At 36.7% G+C, this 16889-nt stretch carries 15 protein-coding genes; 7 read left to right on the forward strand and 8 right to left on the reverse strand.

Annotated elements, in window-relative coordinates:
• Positions 1-72: 72 nt before the first annotated feature.
• On the reverse strand, positions 73-1518 hold the full coding sequence (locus AABK36_RS13670) for a DUF5723 family protein (protein ID WP_309938350.1): 1446 nt from the start codon (positions 1516-1518) through the stop codon (positions 73-75).
• Between the two features lie 163 nt (positions 1519-1681).
• On the opposite strand from AABK36_RS13670, the gene AABK36_RS13675 reads away from it, so the two are divergent.
• Positions 1682-2338, forward strand: coding sequence for an arsenate reductase/protein-tyrosine-phosphatase family protein (locus tag AABK36_RS13675; RefSeq protein ID WP_309938349.1), 657 nt, complete (start codon positions 1682-1684; stop codon positions 2336-2338).
• Between the two features lie 31 nt (positions 2339-2369).
• On the opposite strand, the gene AABK36_RS13680 is transcribed toward AABK36_RS13675, so the two are convergent.
• The 3 genes from AABK36_RS13680 to AABK36_RS13690 all read right to left on the reverse strand — a co-directional run bounded on the left by AABK36_RS13680 (position 2370) and on the right by AABK36_RS13690 (position 6369).
• Positions 2370-5084 (reverse strand): outer membrane beta-barrel protein, encoded by a 2715-nt coding sequence (locus AABK36_RS13680; RefSeq protein ID WP_309938348.1) that lies wholly within the window; start codon positions 5082-5084, stop codon positions 2370-2372.
• Positions 5081-5485, reverse strand: a complete 405-nt coding sequence (locus AABK36_RS13685) for a hypothetical protein (RefSeq protein ID WP_309938347.1) — start codon at positions 5483-5485, stop codon at positions 5081-5083. Before AABK36_RS13685 ends, AABK36_RS13680 begins: the two co-directional genes overlap by 4 nt.
• Positions 5486-5586: 101 nt before the next feature.
• Complete coding sequence (locus AABK36_RS13690; protein ID WP_309938346.1) at positions 5587-6369, reverse strand: hypothetical protein; 783 nt, start codon at positions 6367-6369, stop codon at positions 5587-5589.
• A gap of 560 nt (positions 6370-6929) precedes the next feature.
• Between AABK36_RS13690 and AABK36_RS13695 the strand changes: the two genes are divergently transcribed.
• On the forward strand, positions 6930-7850 hold the full coding sequence (locus tag AABK36_RS13695; RefSeq protein WP_309938345.1) for a hypothetical protein: 921 nt from the start codon (positions 6930-6932) through the stop codon (positions 7848-7850).
• 90 nt (positions 7851-7940) lie between these two features.
• Here the strand turns inward: AABK36_RS13695 and AABK36_RS13700 are convergent, their stop codons facing one another.
• Entirely contained in the window at positions 7941-8159 is a 219-nt protein-coding gene (locus AABK36_RS13700; RefSeq protein ID WP_309938344.1) for a hypothetical protein, read from the reverse strand.
• A gap of 308 nt (positions 8160-8467) precedes the next feature.
• Here AABK36_RS13700 and AABK36_RS13705 point away from each other — a divergent pair, with 308 nt between their 5' ends.
• From AABK36_RS13705 to AABK36_RS13725, 5 genes are all read left to right on the forward strand, one after another.
• Positions 8468-9457 carry an endonuclease/exonuclease/phosphatase family protein gene (locus AABK36_RS13705; RefSeq protein WP_309938343.1) on the forward strand — a complete coding sequence of 330 codons (990 nt, stop codon included), beginning with the start codon at positions 8468-8470 and terminating at the stop codon, positions 9455-9457.
• Between the two features lie 96 nt (positions 9458-9553).
• Entirely contained in the window at positions 9554-10129 is a 576-nt protein-coding gene (locus AABK36_RS13710) for a TetR/AcrR family transcriptional regulator (RefSeq protein WP_309938342.1), read from the forward strand.
• A 94-nt stretch (positions 10130-10223) separates the two neighbouring features.
• Positions 10224-10613 (forward strand): nucleoside triphosphate pyrophosphohydrolase family protein, encoded by a 390-nt coding sequence (locus AABK36_RS13715; RefSeq protein ID WP_309938341.1) that lies wholly within the window; start codon positions 10224-10226, stop codon positions 10611-10613.
• Between the two features lie 103 nt (positions 10614-10716).
• Positions 10717-11919 (forward strand): MFS transporter, encoded by a 1203-nt coding sequence (locus tag AABK36_RS13720; protein WP_309938340.1) that lies wholly within the window; start codon positions 10717-10719, stop codon positions 11917-11919.
• A gap of 193 nt (positions 11920-12112) precedes the next feature.
• Positions 12113-13531: an ATP-binding protein gene (locus AABK36_RS13725; RefSeq protein ID WP_309938339.1), complete on the forward strand. Its 1419-nt coding sequence runs from the start codon at positions 12113-12115 to the stop codon at positions 13529-13531.
• Positions 13532-13596: 65 nt separating this feature from the next.
• Here AABK36_RS13725 and AABK36_RS13730 read toward each other — a convergent pair whose 3' ends face one another.
• The 3 genes from AABK36_RS13730 to AABK36_RS13740 form a co-directional block, all read right to left on the reverse strand.
• Positions 13597-14190 carry a hypothetical protein gene (locus AABK36_RS13730; protein WP_309938338.1) on the reverse strand — a complete coding sequence of 198 codons (594 nt, stop codon included), beginning with the start codon at positions 14188-14190 and terminating at the stop codon, positions 13597-13599.
• An 89-nt stretch (positions 14191-14279) separates the two neighbouring features.
• A complete protein-coding gene (locus AABK36_RS13735) occupies positions 14280-15962 on the reverse strand; it encodes a serine hydrolase domain-containing protein (RefSeq protein ID WP_309938337.1) in 1683 nt (560 codons plus the stop codon).
• A 44-nt stretch (positions 15963-16006) separates the two neighbouring features.
• A complete protein-coding gene (locus tag AABK36_RS13740; protein ID WP_309938336.1) occupies positions 16007-16834 on the reverse strand; it encodes a helix-turn-helix transcriptional regulator in 828 nt (275 codons plus the stop codon).
• Positions 16835-16889: the final 55 nt, after the last annotated feature.

The following is a 16889-nucleotide window of genomic DNA, read 5'->3' on the forward strand; positions in this document are numbered from 1 at the left end:
TACAATATAATTCTTTTTTTGATCAATTCCAGTATCATTTTCATATCTTATGTATATACAACGACCTGTTTCTTAATTGCTCAAATGCCGAGGACAAGGCAAATCTCCCATTTTCTTCTTTTTTGGAATGAAAAAATGCTTGAAGGCAAAGTAAAACCCGCCATCGTCAATAGTTCCATTCCCCAACACAGGAGACAAATCATAAACGCCTAAAATTACCGGTCCCACTCTTAATCCAAGCCCTATATCCGCATTCCCATTGACATTTACCTGCAAAGGAACATAAGCGCCCAGTATCGCGGATTCCCATCTTGGTGTCAACATCAAAGTCGTCATTTTATTCGCTTCGTGATCATTCCAATTAACTTTTTGCAAGTCAATCAATACTCCCGCATTCACATAAAATCCATTGCCAAAATTATAGTCAATGTTAGCAGTCATATGCATAGGCTTTCCCATATGAAATCCACTAACATTATTTTCTTGATCCAATATGGTTCTCAATGTGTCAACAATAGACTCAAAATCGTCCACCCCGTCAAATTTGTCGGCATAATTGAAAATTATGGAATCATTCAACGTTCTATTATGGTCTGCGCTATAAGGGCTCGCTTTAAAATATATTCCCCCAATGTCTTTTAATGTAAAATCCAGCCTATATTGATAAGGCATATCTTTGGGCTTAAGCAGTGGTATTTTTGTGCCTTGGTAAGTCGGACACCTTTTGTTTAAACGTTTTTTTTCTATCCTAACTCCCAAATCCAAACCCCAACCCCAAGAATTAGGCAAATCGAATTGATAACTGTCCGTTGACACATTATTGATGTTGTCTGAAAACCCCATGGAATAATCAATATTCGACACAAAATGCTGCCCTTGGGCATCAAAGCCAAAATCGTAATCGTCAACCTTAGCATAACCAGCCGCCAAGCCCATCAATAACTTAGGAGTAGCTCCTACTTTTACTGTACTCCATTTGTCATCTTTTACTATTCTGGAATAATTAATGCCTAACTCTTGCCAAGCCAAACCTGTGACATAGCCTTTTTGGCCAAAAATAGTAGCAGGAGACTCCCTCATTTCTTCAAATCTATCCATCGCTTGATGGGCGAAATCCTCAGAAATATACTTGACATTCCCAACAGCTCTTAACCTTGGCACGATTGACAAAGCGCTTTTGGGATCTATTTTAAATAAAAATGCCAAAAAAACTATATCCTGCTCTCCATATGCGTACTTTCGATGTCCATCTCTTGTCATATTGCGGGCCATGCCGGTAAAATTCAAATTGAAAAAAGGGTTCTTTCTTTCCACATGAAAGGCATTATTCTCTCCAGCAAAATCACCTCCCAATAGCAAAAAATCAAAACTATACCTATTGTCTATTGAAGAAGCCGGTTGGTTAATCACACTTAAAACTCCGCCAAAATTCCCATCCGCAGGCCCTAAAAACTCTTGAGAAAACGCATCTACAAAGACAACAAAAAGCAAAATCAAACACAATAGCTTTTTTTCCATACACACCTCTTATTCAGTCTCATAATCTGAACAAGAAAATGTCGGCTTTGATTTATATTTTTTCAAATAAATAATATAACTATCATTCAAATGGCAATGAATTTGAAGCAGAAATTCATGTATATTTTTAAGTTTATATTTTTTATTTCTCAACGTAAAACTTATGGTATTGCTTTATCCATCTCTTCAGCAATTTATTGAAAACGTCAATAAGGAAACATCTCATTTACAACCAGATAGAATAAGGAAATTAGACACTTTGGCCAGATGCATCAAGTCAACATTGAAACTTCATGATAAAGCAAAGATCGTCTATGTATGCACGCACAACTCGCGAAGAAGCCAAATCGCGCAAGCATTGACCGAGGCTATCGCAGGATATTATGGGCTCAATAATTCTATGTTGGAAGTATATTCAGGCGGTTCTCAAGTCACAAGCATTCATTCCAATGTGATAAAAACACTCAAAAACATTGGTTTCAGAGCTCAAAAACAAACCAACTCCGACAATCCCGTTTATTACTTAGAGCATAGCATCAACCAAAAGGGGACTGAGTTCTTCTCAAAAAAATTCGACGACTCAAAAAATCCAAAAGACAATTACTATGCAATCATGACATGCAGCCATGCTGAACAAAATTGTCCAATACAAGTCGGATCCATATTTAAAGTTAGCTTGCCGTTTAACGACCCGGGAGAATATGACAACACTCAAAAGGAAAATCTAGCTTATTATAATTGTTGCGTTGAATTGGCCACTGAAATAAATTATGTTTTTGCCAAAGTTTTAGAAAAAACCAAAGAGGAAATGATAGCTTAAAGGCGTTTTCAATACCTTTAAGCTAAATGAATTATGCTTTCTTAAAATGTCTGAGCGTATAGCTCAGTTTTACCATAAAATACTGCTGCAATACTTGAACATTTCTTTCTTCGATATATGAAGCATTGACAGTTTGCGAGACGCTCTGGTTTTGTCCCAATAAGTCATAAACTGAAACTTCAACTTCGGCGGATTTGTCTTTCAAGAACTTCTTAGCCAAAGCCATATTCCATAGCGTATATTGCGTATTAAACTCTTCGTTGACTCCATGATAGATCTGATGCGACCAATCGCTTCTGAAGACAAAGCCATTGCCAAATATCACATTTATCTTGCCTCCTATATTCTGCAATGAATATCGATTGCTTCCTATGCTCTCCACACTGTTTTCCACCCAATTCCCATCAACCTTGTAGAATATATTGAAGTCAAAGTTTTCGCTTATATTGCTAACTAGCGACAGCTTCATGCCTGCGGTCCAAGTCTCTGAAATATTCATTTCATCATCATTAACGCCAGGCAGTCTGACATATCCTCCATTGGCAGTTAAATTCATTTTGCTTTTTATCCAAGGCACAATAAAGCTATAGGTAGTGCTATTGATCGCCGACCAATATCCGTCCAAATTAACCGGTTTGGAAACTTGCGCGCCTCTACTCAACGCGACACCATTAATCACAGTATCTTTTGCCACGATAGCCGTTTCATTTCCCACATAATCCTTCGTATACATTAGTCTAGTGAAATTGCTGAGCGATGTATTCTTATCCACATTCACTTTTTGAAACCTCAGCATTAGATTATGTTGATACGACTGATCCAAGTCTGCATTTCCCAAACTTACAAATAGCGGGTTGGTATTGTCAACCACTTCAAGCAATTGGGAAGTCGAAGGCGCTACCGTGCTTGTCTTGTATCGAAAGAAAATACTTGAACTTTTTCCGATATCCAGCTTCCCCATAGCCACAGGCAATAAATTCAAATAAGTCTTTCGTTCATCTCTGCCATTATCCATATTGTTTTGCAAAGACAAACTTTGAGCGACTAGACCTATATTGAAAAACTTTCCGAATTCCGTATTCGTGAAGTTTAAAATTCCCCTATGAGCTATTAAATCGCTATTAACATTTCCTGACAAAGCGGAAAGCTGGCTTTCGACAAATTCAGCATCTCCTCCTTCAAAAGCTTCTTTGGCAAACTCTCTTTGAGAAAGCTGAATTTCATATCCAGCTGAAAGAATGCCTGCGCTCCAAACAGGCTCGCTATACAATGCTTTGGCAGTAAAGCCTGTTTCAATCTGTTGATTATCAAAATTGACAATAGAATCCGCTTGATTATCACTAAAAATGCTTAAATCGTCCGAAGTCTTGTAATTTGTATTCAGATCAAATGAAATCGAACGTCCTATTTTCTCAAACTTATGAACAAATGTCAAGTCATTGCTAAAATTAAACACTTCCACATTGGATGAAAACACATTGTCTGTAGAGCTTAACTCTTCCCCATCAAGTGTTTCCGTTCGGCCTAATGTATGCTCATTGGACTCGTTTTTTTGATAACTCAAGCTAGGCTTCACCACCAACATGTTCTTATCATTGATATTGTATTCCAAACGAGTATTCAAACGATGATTATCATTTGTCGAATTACTCGATTTTTGTTCATTATATATCTGATTGCCATTTGGGTTGAACGTCTCTCTACTCAAAACCTGATCATTCACATTATTCCCCTGATTAAAAAAGTAACTTCCTTCCAGCAACGCTTTCTCTCCTAAATCATCCACATAGTTTGTTCCCAGGGCATGGGTTTGCGAAATTCCTTCTTGAGCTCCGGTCATGCTATTATCAGATTGCCCGCTTCGCATTCCTCTTCTTCGTCCTCCTGATATCCCCGCAAGATCCTCAGAACTAAAGTTCTGCTGATTCACATCATTCGACATTCCAATGACCGTAAGTCGCTTGTCTTTGTCAAACGCGCTTACATTAAATCCCGCCGAATAACGATCGTCTGTTCCGTACCCAGCATAAGCATTTCCAAACACGCCAGTACGTTTATCCTCCTTCGTTACCACATTCATTGTTTTGGTTGTATTTCCATCATCCACGCCAGTCATTCTCGACCTTTCGCTTTGTTCGTCATACACCTCAACCTTATCCACGACATCCGCAGGAATAGAATTCAAAGACAACAAGGGATCCTTTCCAAAGAAACGCTTGCCATCCAACAACACCTGTTCAACGGTTTCTCCATTAGCTGTCACTCCAGAACTTTCGACCACTATGCCTGCCATTTTAGATACTAAATCTTTGGTGTTGGCATCCGGGTTCACTTTATACGCATCTGCATTGTATACTATGGTATCTCCTTTTTGCTCCATGGGAACAACCTTTCCATCAACCTGAACAGACTCCAACACTTTAGAATCCGGTTGCAAATTCACCGCTCCTAAATCCACGCTTTCTTCGCCTACTCTCATCAAGCGTGAATAAGGCTTATATCCCATGGACTTGACTTTTAATTTATAAAAAGCTCTGTCAACATCGCGAAATGAGAATAAACCTTGACCATCACTTGCTACAAACTTTGAAGCTGTGGAATCTTTGATATTATACAACTGGATCGTGGCTCCGGGAATTGGCGAGCTGTCTTCAGCGTCTAAAAGTTTTCCTGAAAGAATTACTTGCGACAAGCCATTGCTAACAAAAAGAAAATAAGCCACTACAAATATTAAAGCATGCTTCATGGTTGCATGTTTTTATTTCGAGTCTGCATTCTTTTCTTTCTCTCCTCACGTTGTTTGCTTACCATTTCAGTATACACATTGAATTGGCTCTCATTCAATACGTCCTTCATCAAACCATCCTTTTCTTCAAACAACTTCATCACTTTCTCTCTCATTTGCGATCTGTCGCCTGACTTTCTAACTTCATTCCTTAGCTCTTTCATCGAAACCACCAATTCATCATATATTCCATCTATAATGAACGTTTGGTCTTCCGTCAAGTCATTCAGCTTGGAATAAAGATTTTGCTTTTCTCTCAGGACAAGTTCCTCCGGATTTATCCGCATTTGAGCTTTGGCATTAATCATCTGACCACAAGTCAAAACCACAAACAGCAATAAAAAAATTGATCTCGTTTTCATAATTTTAGCATTTTGATTTTTATGAAATTAGATCGAAAAAAAATGAATCTGAATTATTTTCAACTAAGTCGAAAAAATGAATAGCAAACGGTCGGTTTTTATCAATATAGGTTTCTCTTGACAATTATTCTTATGGGAGCCAAACCGCTCGTCGAACCCATGTCCACTTTTTTGTGCGCCAACCTTTCCGCAATATCAAAATGCTTGCGCTTTAGCTGTTTATATGCTGAAGGCAATGCTTCTTGCAAACTATACACCTTGGATGTAGACGGCATGAACTCCTTCCCTCCAAACAATTTGCGAATAGAATCCATATGCTCGGGAAAAACATGATGAAAATAAAACAATCCATATGGCTTGATTTCATTTTCTCTGATACGCTTGATTTCTGACGTTTCAACTATTCCCAATCCAACCTCAGGCAAAGTCGGCTTGCCCAAGAAATCCTCCCTAACGCTTTCCGGCAGTTCATGCAAACTTCTGGTCTTGCCGGAATAAAACAGATAATAAGACTTGCTGCCAAAATTTTGCTCATGCCTCAGAAGCCTGTCCCAAACTTGCTCTTTAGCCTTGGGATTGAACTTCAAATCCTTGTATGCGCCATTGAAATGCATGATATTGGTCTTCAATGCGTACCATCGATACTGCCCCGACTCTTCTTCCATGAACAAATCAACATCATTGCCATAAAAAGACTTCTGTTTCGACGGAATATAATATATCGAAACTTCAGCGTCTTCAGATTCGTCTGTAAACTTGCTGAGACCTTGAAAAAAGTGAAAATTCATCTCCTCTTTGGAGTAACCGAGATTGAAACTAAAAACATCTGTCAAAAACTTGAAAACCGAAACCGAGAATTCACTAATGTTTAAGCTTTCTGTCATATTCAATCCATTTAATGTGCGAATCATTCGTAAATATAGTCCAAAAATTAAGCTTGCAAATATACAAAAAAATTAAACTAAACTTGTTATTATTTGCAAATTTCAAAAAGCGACGCAACCTATCTCCCTTTATAATTTCATATTGAGGAGAAAATATCTTATCAATTCCATAGTTATACGATTCCAATAGCAAAAATGTTGCCTCACTGCTATCCAGAACACTATTTATTCATAAAAACTAAAGTGAAAGACCTTTACCGCCTATTAAAATCTTCACAATTAAAGACTGTTTGCCATGTTAATTAATATTTAACCTAAAGATTAATTACATTAGACTAATGTTGAAAAACTATCCTTTTTTCTTTCACCCTAAGAACAGAATTCATAAACATGAAATAAATCACAACGCATATCACCGAAGATCAAAAACAAAAAATATCAATCAAATAATTCATATTCAAGCCATTAAATCTAAAATTTTAAAGAAACCACAACTATATGCAAAGCATTCTTTATATTTTTGACAAATAAGCATTATTCAATTTTTTACACCAACTGAAATGAAATACTACTTAACATTCGCCTTATTTATTATCATGAGTTTAAATGTTCATGCACAAATCAATATGGCGGATTCTTCTTTTCAAGCCATAAGCTATTGGGACAAAGGAGAAGCTCACAGCTACAAAATCAGTCAAAACAAATACAAAGTCATTGGCAAAGATACGACTGTGGCAGAAGCCTATTCTTACAGCGTAGACATCTCCGTTTTGGATTCAACTGCTCATGAATACACCGTAGAGTGGTTTTATCATGATTATGCTTTGGAAACTGAAAATGAAATCATGGAAAAGCTTTTTGAATTGAACACTGACATGAAAGTGGTCATCAAAACTGATGAAATGGGAATGGTCAAAGAAGTCGTGAACTGGAAAGAGGTTTCAGAGTACATCAACAAAAGCATGAAGCAACTCAAAAAAGATCTTGCGCATATCCCCAATATTAACAAAATCATCAAGCAAGCATCGAACATGTACAGCTCGAAAGAAAGCATAGAAAAAGGGGCCATCAACGAAATCATCCAATTTCATAGCTTCCATGGAGGAAAATATCAATTCAACAAGGAAGTGCATGCCGATACTCAAGTCGCTAATATGTTGGGAGGAGAGCCTTTTGACGCAAATATCAATGTATGGCTGGATAATATATATCCTGATGATTATATCGTTGATTTAAAACTCCATCAAAAAGTCAATTCCATACAACTTACCAAAGTTACCTATGATTATCTATGCGAACTTGCCAAGATGATGAAGCAACCTGAACCGAAATGGGATGATTTTCCTACCGTAAAAAATGAAACTTATCTCTATAGCCAAATACACGATTCAGGCTGGCCTTTGTATTCTATTGAAACCAAAGAGGTCTCTTCTCAAAATACGCTTCAGATAGAAGAAAGAATCATCGACTTTATAAAATAAACAGCTGAATTAAATCAGTACAATGGAAGGGGCATATACTTCCCTTCCTATTACATCTTCAAAGCTCATTTTATCTTTAGAATAAAGATATCACTCCAACTCTCTCAATGCGACATTCCAAACCATTGTTAAAAATAACGTAATGCCCAAAGTAGACACAGACCTCACCCATATTTCGTTATCCAAAATAGCCACATTGAATAAGAGCAAAATCACTTCGAGATTTAATATGCAAAACAGTAGCTCAGGCAAGCAAACAGCTATTTTCACCTGTGTCAATCGAATGATCAATTCCGGCCGCTTTTCCATGTTGAAATAGATTATTTTTTCCGCTCAATATAAACCTATCCTTTTGACTATACTCCAAAAGAACGCAGAGCTAATCTATAACGAAAAAATCAATATCAACTATCACAAAATCAACTCATCCTATCCTATTAGACCGCCTTCAATCCGTCTGCTAAACACAATCTCAATAATTTTTATTTTCTCCATATTTTGACTTTTGAAGCGAGACTTTTCAGAAAATAACGATATTAATTATAGTGGAGATTGCATATATTTTTTGGCTTATTATCTTAGAGTATGCAAATGATCAATAGAATAGAAAATATGCCATGAAAACATATCAATTAAGTATTTTTGTAAGAATAATAATTCTGGCTGTATTTTCTTTAGCTTGCTTTTCGGTGATTGGAAGAGATAATTTTCTTCTTGGGACATTTCTGATTTTATTCCGCTGGGTATTGTTTCTTATCGCTTTATTGGTCTTTTATCTTCTGTATAAAAGGCAGAGCAAACGAAAATGGAAAACGATTCCCATTGCGACAATGTTGATATTGCTGTTAGAATTAAGCTGGACAAATATAGGCAAAGAGTCCCTGAAAGCTTCGGGCAAAACGACTGAAATATCATTTATGACCTATAATATTTTCTTCAAAAACCATCAGCCAAAATCTTCCATCAACATTATCAAAAAAAAGAATCCGGATATTATCGCAATTCAAGAACTGACACCAAAATTAAAACAATTGCTTGACAAGCAACTTTCGTCTGAATATCGATACAAAAAAACACTAGCGATGAAAGGAACTCATGGATTGGGCATATATTCGAAATACAAAATCACATCCAACGAATTTCTTTACAACTCCAATAACTTGCCATACGCGCAGGTCTTGACGGTGTCTGTCAATAAAATAAAAATGCAAGTAACCAACGTTCATCTGGCTTCTCCAGCAATCGCTGTTGAAAACCCTAACAAATTCCTTCCTCTCTATTTAAATAATTATGAACACCGAAAAAACCAATTGGCGCGAATAAATGGAAAAGCTGATGAAGAACAATTTGACGCTCAAATTTTACTTGGCGACTTGAATACAACTCATTATGAACCGCTAATCAGAGAATTGGAATCCCAATGGGTAGATCTTCATAGCGTATCAGGGACTAATCAAAGGTTCAACTTTCCCAACTCTGCCAAGATTCCTCCAATATTAACGCTGGACTATATCTTTGCTAAAGGCAAAATCAATCCAGTAAATGCTGAGGTTCTTCATGGGGGTGGCTCCGACCACTTTCCAATCTACGGGAAAGTCAGTATTTAATATTCAAGCTATTCATTAAAATCAATTATCAAAGAACTTCATACAAACAAGTCTGTTTGTTCGTTGTATATTTGATTATGACTATCAGTAAAACCCATGGCTAAAGAAAAAGCAAAGAAAAAAAGCGTCAAAGAAAGAACGATTGAGGCAGCTTCCAGACTTTTTTACGAAGATGGATACAATCAAACAGGAATCAACCAAATCATCGAAGAAGCTTCTGTCGCAAAAGCGAGCTTGTATCAGCATTTCAGATCAAAAGAAGATATTGCCGTAGCTTATCTGGAAAGAAGACATGAAAATTGGATGAACGCTCTTGAAGAATTCACATCCAAAGCGGAGCATTCGCATGAAAAAATAACGATGTGCTTCGATTATCTCGACAACTGGTTGACATCAGAAAACTTCAGAGGTTGCGGATTTCAAAATATCATTGCGGATTTGCCCAAAGATCAATTAAAAATCAAAGAGCAAGTTCTCTCGCACAAAAATTCCCTCAGAACATGGCTTCGAAAATCATTATCCAAAGAAAGCTCACTAAGCATAAATAAAACGAATGATCTAGCGGATCAAGTTCTAGTGTTAATGGAAGGAGCAATCATATTGTCCCAAATTCAAAATGCAGCTTGGCCAATTCATCAAGCAAAATCAGCTTGTGAAAAACTATTGAGTTAAGACAATGTATTTAATCTAACTCATGAATTGTCAGGCTTTGAATAAATCCTTCTATCTTAACAAAGACTAATTAGCCAATTAATTATCACAAAAAATGATCAACAAATTATCAAAGGAGATTCATCAAAATAATAAAGAAAAAGGGTTTTACGAAAACGAACGCAACATAGGAGAACTGCTTTGTCTCATTCACTCTGAAGTCAGTGAAGCACTGGAAGCTCACCGTATTGAAAAACATACTCATGAAATGCCTTCCGCTATTTCTCAAGGTATTCAGGCACCTAATCTTACGAAAGAAGACGCCTCCCTTTTCAAAAAAGAGTTTGAAGCCAAGATAAAAAACTCATTCGAAGACGAGCTAGCTGATACCATGATAAGAATAATGGATCTGGCAGCTTATCTAAACATTGACCTAGAAACCCATATTTTGGCAAAAATTCAATACAATAAACTTAGAGAGCATAAGCATGGCAAGAAATACTAAGCTCAAAATACTCTTTTGCTTAATATTACCATAAGTTTGCCTATTCTTGTCGCAAATTCCAAGATCATTCCTCGTTATTTGCAGTCAACCAAAACTATGACATATGTATTTGAGAGCTATACTTAGTTATTTGCGAAAAGGCAACCCAATGTACACTTTCCTATTTTTGTTGACTACAGCGGCGGCAATAGGTTTTCAAGGATGGAGAACGCTTTTCAATAATTTCGCAGTGGATGAAATTGGGCTCAATGGACTTCAAATCGGAGGGATTCAATCATTTCGAGAAGTTCCCGGATTCTTGGTCTTTACAGCTGTATTCATTTTAATGCTTGTCAAAGAAGAGAAATTCATTCTATGGTCAACATTGATCATGGGTTTGGGTATAATGCTTACTGGTTTATTTCCGAGCTTTTGGGGTTTGATGATGACTACTTTCATCATGTCTGTAGGATTTCATTATTATGAAACGATCAATCAGTCGCTAACACTACAGCATTTCGACACGCTAGAGTCCCCCAAAGTTTTCGCAAACCTTAGAAGCGTGACAGCTGTAGCAAATATATTCGTAGGGGGAATGGTCTATTTGTTGTCTCAAGTTTCAGATTTTCAACAATTATACATCGTGCTTGGGGCCTTGGTGATCGGTATCGCAATCTGGGCTTATATCAAAATGCCCAATGTCGAGCAACCTGTGCCTCAAAACAAAAAAATGATCATCAAAAAGGAGTATTGGCTTTTCTATGCTTTGAACGTACTCAGTGGAGCTCGTAGACAGATATTTGTGGTATTCGCGGTTTTATTGCTCGTGGAAAAGTACGGTTTTTCGCTTATGCAAATCACAATGCTCTTTGTACTCAATAATATTATCGCCATTTTCACAAATCCATTAATCGCCAAGTATATCAATAAATTCGGTGAGAAAAAAATGCTTGGCATCGAGTATATTTCGCTTGCCTTGATTTTTATCGCCTACGCCACAATAGAAAGCGCATGGGTGGCGGCCTTTTTATACCTTCTTGACCATGTGTTTTTCAATTTCTCGATAGGCATCAAAACTTATTTTCAAAAAACTGCCGATCCAAAAGATATTGCCCCTTCAATGGCTGTAGGCTTTGCCATTAATCATGTAGCAGCTGTTGTGCTGCCTGTTGTCGGTGGTTTTATTTGGTTGATTAATTGGAAACTTCCTTTTATTGGCGCCTTTGTATTATGCTTGCTTTCGCTCATTGTCGTAAAATTCATGAAATCAAAAGAAGAGCTAACGATGATTCAAACCACTAATTCGAAAATACTGGAAAAAGCATAAAAACTTTAATCTTCAATATTTCTTATAGCCTAGCCCCTCTGGATCTAGGCTATTGCCATTTTTTCATCTTCAATTCATTACTGCTTCAGACAAGCTCAATTGCAATAATAAAACAGCTAAATGCATTTTTACATTTTGTTTTAGTATATTCGAGGCGTGTTTTTTACATTTTACAAGTTCAATCTAATATATCATGGCTACGGATGCGATTTTTGAAGAGAAGAAAACTGTGAAAAGAGAAGGAGTTCCTACTCTTGAGCATTTTGATCAATTGGATATTGAAAACAAAAAGTACCCACAAACCTTAGTGAATAATATTCAAGCGCTTATGCATACTAAAGCGTGGTTAGTAGAAATCATCGGTTTTCGACTGAACAATTTTTCCGATGAATCAAAAAGTCATTCGAACATTTATGATATAAGGAAACAGTTTGCCATGGAAACCAATAGCCATTGGGACGAAATATCGAAAAGTTTCAATTTGACGCTTTCGGAGCAATTCCTTTTATCAGCTATATTCTTTTCTCAATTTGAGCCTCAATTATTCATAGAACTTTTTTCTCAGGAAGAACTAAACGTTTACTTTCAAAAAGATAAGCAACGTTTGATACCTACTCTGAACCTGAGAAGTATCATTTATCTGCTTTCAGGCGAAGATTATCTGAACAGGGCGGTTTATTTAAACCAGCTTGCCCAAAGCGTGCTCTTCAAAGAACGTATCTTAATCATGGATGAAAATGATTCGACTAGTTTTGAAGACGCTGTATTGGCAATTCATCCGGCTTATTATCAATATCTGCTCAACGGCAAAAAGCCAAAGCTTGAAGTCAGCGCCGAATTCCCTGCGATTCAGCTTACGACAAATAAAACAATGGACGACTTGGTTCTCAAAGACAGCGTCAAAGACCAATTGGACTTGTTGATGGATTTTGTTCGCCACAAAAATGCCATGTACTCCAATGAGTCCTTCAAGCAAAAAGTCAAAGAAGGATATGTCGCCATGCTTTACGGACCTCCAGGAACTGGTAAAACCATGTCCGTAGCAGCTATGGGCAAAGAATTGGGCGTAGATGTTTATGCTGTAGACTTATCAAGAATTGTATCTAAATACATTGGAGAAACTGAGAAGAATCTAGAAAAAGTCTTCGCAAGACTTGAGGACAAAGATTGCATACTTTTCTTCGATGAAGCGGATGCGCTATTTGGCAAAAGAACGGAAGTCAAAGATTCCAAAGACAGATACGCCAACCAAGAAGTCGCTTATTTGCTTCAAAAAATCGAACAATTCAAAGGCTTGGTGTTGCTTGCCAGCAACTATAACCAAAACCTAGACAAGGCATTCCGCAGAAGAATTCTCACTTCCATATTCATGGCGCCTCCTTCAGAAAAAGAAAGGTTGATCCTCTGGGAGAAAGCATTGCCTGAAAACTTCAGATACGAACCAGAAGGATTGCCTGCATATTTAGCAAAAGAACATTCGGTTACCGGAGCGAACATCGCCAATGTAATCAAGCTTTCATGCCTAAGAGCTCATACGCTCAACACGCAACAGATTGATAAAAAGACTATCGAATATTTCATCAAACTGGAATTGGATAAAGAAAAAAATTAAAATCAAAACCTTATAGGTTTAACTCCAAAGAGCCTTGCAATTGCAAAGCTCTTTGACATTTTTTATTAACTCAATGGAACAAGTCCACCTTTATTCAATAAATAGACAAGGTCTTCCAATTCTTGCTTTAATGAAAACGCCGATTTTAATCCATGATTATTCAATGGAATCTTCAACACATAGCAATGAGACTCTCTTTCGATATTTTCTTTAAAAATCTCGATATTATGTTCGATTTCATCATCAACTAACACCTTGAAACGAACAATATCAGGAGTTAATTTGGTATAAACATCCGCCACGATTGTAAAACCATTTATTTCTCCCTTCAAAACTAATGTTGAAAAATGCCAACGACTGCTTTCATACAAGTATACCTTTTTGAAGCCGATTTTCACCAAATCTGAAAAAGGCCAAGTACCAAAAGCTTTCTGTCTCTTTTTTAAATCCGTCTTCCCTTGTAAGATGCTTATTCCAAGCAAATACAAAGGCAGAATCAAACATGCAAAAAGCAATATAACAAGGCTTATTGTATTACTCAGCTGTTCCTCTAAATAATAAAATACGCTCCAAATTATTACAGCTACCACACTGCACACAAGAGAACAAAAGACAAAATAAAACTTGAGCTTCCATTTATTCAATTCAAAAAATCCCATGACATCAACGCTTATTATCAATAATCAAAAAAACTAAATCTTAACCGATCAACGATTAAGTACAAATTAATATAAGCATTTACTTCATATCAATAAACTGTCTTTGACTGTTCATTCAATAAAAACGGCAAAATATGCTCTTCAAATATTCTCTCAGGCTGCTGCACCTTGCCATTTCTGAAATTCGCTGATGTAATCACAACAACAGCGTCAAGCTTGGGAATCACAAAAACATATTGTCCTCCGGCTCCTCTTGCTTCAAATGTGGCAACTTCAAAATCATTATGCTCATACACTCCATGCCACCATAAATAACCATACATATTTTGGTCCTTCGCATTTTCCAAAGGCAAATATTTTTTAAATGACTCGTGGATCCATTCCTTAGATATTATACGCTCGCTTCCCCATACGCCTTCATTCAAATACATTTCTCCGAATTTCAACATATCTCGAGGGCTCAAGTACATGCCTCCACCAAAATAAGAATAACCTTCCCTATCGGTTTGAATAACATAATTCGAAATATCCAGCTTTTCGAATAAATATTTATCCATAAAAATATTCAACGGCTCTTCCACCATCATTCTAGCGGCTAAGCCTAACAGCGCCGGATTTGCAGTGCCGTAATTCGCATGCACATTAGGAGAATACAGCATTCGCGCTTTTAAAATAGTTTCAAACCAATCAAATGTCGATTGATATTTATCTTCTGAAGCTTGAGAGATGCTATCTATCCCAAAGTCAATTGCGTCCAGTCCAGAGCTCATCGTCAATAAACTTTGCAAATCAATTTCATTCTTCAAGCTATCTCGGTATTTTAAATACTTTGGGACCACAAAGTCAAAAACCGACTGGGAAGTATTGCTATAAAATCCTTGATCCTTCAATATTCCCATCACTGCCGACGATACACTTTTCGACATCGATCTGGTATCGTGTGGAACTTGTTCGGTATAGCCATTATAGTACTTCTCAAAAACCAACTTCCCATTTCGGCTTATCAATACACTATGAGTGTTTTCCAAACTGTTATTATTTATCAAGGAGTCCATTCTTATCAACAATGGAGAGACCTTTCGACTATCATCGCCCCTATCAACCCCATTAAAATCAGTATACTCCCATAAACCTTTTGATCTAGACATATTTACTTTTGAAACCAACATCTCATCTCCCAAGTAAATTGACATATTGATTCTACCCGGCTCTAAAATTCCTTTAAAATTCAAGCCTGTTTTAAAATCCTGAAAGGTAATTTCTTGATTATTTTTTTTAAAATCAGCACACCACGTTCCCGTAAATCTAGTTTCTGAAAAAATAGGATAAGCCTGATAGTTCTCACCAGAGCCGTTCTCCACACTCAAATATAATTTATCAGAGCTTAATTGATCCAAGATCAAAGCATTCAATTCACCAAAGTAAACTCCATTGCGTTTGTCTAAAACAACATGATATTGCAACAAACCAGAAGCAACAAAGCCTCTAATTTTCCCTTCCGATTCATAGCCCACAAATTCTACTCTTTCAGCCAGCTTGGCTTTCAAGAGACCATCATTAACAACGACTGGCTTTACCATTTCAGAAACATCGTTTGATATTCTAAATAACGGCTCATCAGATCCCAAATTTAAAATTTCAACTTCAAAATCAAATACTGATTTGCTTTGCAATCGACCTTCCCAATCGCCATTATAATCGGACATATCTTGAGAAGTAGCGGTAAACCCTATCGTAAAGAATATTACCGAAAATACATAAAGTGCTTTCATAAAATTATCATTAGTTGATCCGCAATATCCTATGATTGGATAGACTAAAATTGTAAATTCTTAACCTGAATGATTTTTTTCAAAACTTTCAATGGCGTATGTCCATAGAAATTTCGAAACGCATTGGTAAAATGGCTTTGATCGTAAAACCCACACATATAGCATACTTCGGTCATTGAAAACTTGCCGGTATTTATCAACAATATAGCTTTGTTCAGCTTCATCTGTCTGGCATATTGGCCGAAAGTGGACCCAAAATACTTGCTAAACTCTCTGGACAAGTGAACGGGATGAATTTGCAACTCCTCACTCAACATCGTCAAACTCATTTCCACATGACCCTCTATCAACAACTCATTCAACTTCTTCAACCAGCTTGGATTTTTTATTGACATTAGCTCACTTCCCGAGTATTTAAAAGCATCAAAAATAGCCACAATCAATGCGTCAACCGATAATTGGCTAAATGTGTCATTAATCTTGGACTCCAAAAAAATTTTATTCATCAGACCTTTGATAAAAGGATTTTCCAACTGAATGCATCCTTCAAACCTGTTAAAATCAATATCCTTCATATTGAACCATGACGAATTCAATTCGATGTGAAACCCTCTTGTGTATCCTGGAGGCTTGATATTATAATGAGCTTCTTGACAATTGTGAAATAAAAGCGAGCCCGGCTTTAAAACATATTCCTGCTTTTTGTTCGCTTCAAATACACTGCCCTCAATCAGATAGGTAAAATACGGATTTTCATGATAGTGCCATTCGACTTTTTCATGCACATATTCAGTATCAGTGATCGTACAATCATCTAAAATCAACTTGTTATAATGAGTTCCAAAATATTCTCCTCTACTTAGTCTTTTCATGAAAGCATCAGTATGTTAAAAAATAGAAAAACTAAATATATGAAAAATAACATCC

The sequence above is a fragment of the Aureibacter tunicatorum genome, from assembly GCF_036492635.1.
Lineage (GTDB): Bacteria > Bacteroidota > Bacteroidia > Cytophagales > Cyclobacteriaceae > Aureibacter > Aureibacter tunicatorum.

Excerpts from the sequence above, each read along its gene's own strand:
- AABK36_RS13670 (WP_309938350.1), bottom strand. The coding sequence starts at position 1,518 with ATGGAAAAAAAGCTATTGTGTTTGATTTTGCTTTTTGTTGTCTTTGTA.
- AABK36_RS13675 (WP_309938349.1), top strand. The coding sequence starts at position 1,682 with ATGGTATTGCTTTATCCATCTCTTCAGCAATTTATTGAAAACGTCAAT.
- AABK36_RS13680 (WP_309938348.1), bottom strand. The coding sequence starts at position 5,084 with ATGAAGCATGCTTTAATATTTGTAGTGGCTTATTTTCTTTTTGTTAGC.
- AABK36_RS13685 (WP_309938347.1), bottom strand. The coding sequence starts at position 5,485 with ATGAAAACGAGATCAATTTTTTTATTGCTGTTTGTGGTTTTGACTTGT.
- AABK36_RS13690 (WP_309938346.1), bottom strand. The coding sequence starts at position 6,369 with ATGACAGAAAGCTTAAACATTAGTGAATTCTCGGTTTCGGTTTTCAAG.
- AABK36_RS13695 (WP_309938345.1), top strand. The coding sequence starts at position 6,930 with ATGAAATACTACTTAACATTCGCCTTATTTATTATCATGAGTTTAAAT.
- AABK36_RS13700 (WP_309938344.1), bottom strand. The coding sequence starts at position 8,159 with ATGGAAAAGCGGCCGGAATTGATCATTCGATTGACACAGGTGAAAATA.
- AABK36_RS13705 (WP_309938343.1), top strand. The coding sequence starts at position 8,468 with ATGAAAACATATCAATTAAGTATTTTTGTAAGAATAATAATTCTGGCT.
- AABK36_RS13710 (WP_309938342.1), top strand. The coding sequence starts at position 9,554 with ATGGCTAAAGAAAAAGCAAAGAAAAAAAGCGTCAAAGAAAGAACGATT.
- AABK36_RS13715 (WP_309938341.1), top strand. The coding sequence starts at position 10,224 with ATGATCAACAAATTATCAAAGGAGATTCATCAAAATAATAAAGAAAAA.
- AABK36_RS13720 (WP_309938340.1), top strand. The coding sequence starts at position 10,717 with ATGTATTTGAGAGCTATACTTAGTTATTTGCGAAAAGGCAACCCAATG.
- AABK36_RS13725 (WP_309938339.1), top strand. The coding sequence starts at position 12,113 with ATGGCTACGGATGCGATTTTTGAAGAGAAGAAAACTGTGAAAAGAGAA.
- AABK36_RS13730 (WP_309938338.1), bottom strand. The coding sequence starts at position 14,190 with ATGGGATTTTTTGAATTGAATAAATGGAAGCTCAAGTTTTATTTTGTC.
- AABK36_RS13735 (WP_309938337.1), bottom strand. The coding sequence starts at position 15,962 with ATGAAAGCACTTTATGTATTTTCGGTAATATTCTTTACGATAGGGTTT.
- AABK36_RS13740 (WP_309938336.1), bottom strand. The coding sequence starts at position 16,834 with ATGAAAAGACTAAGTAGAGGAGAATATTTTGGAACTCATTATAACAAG.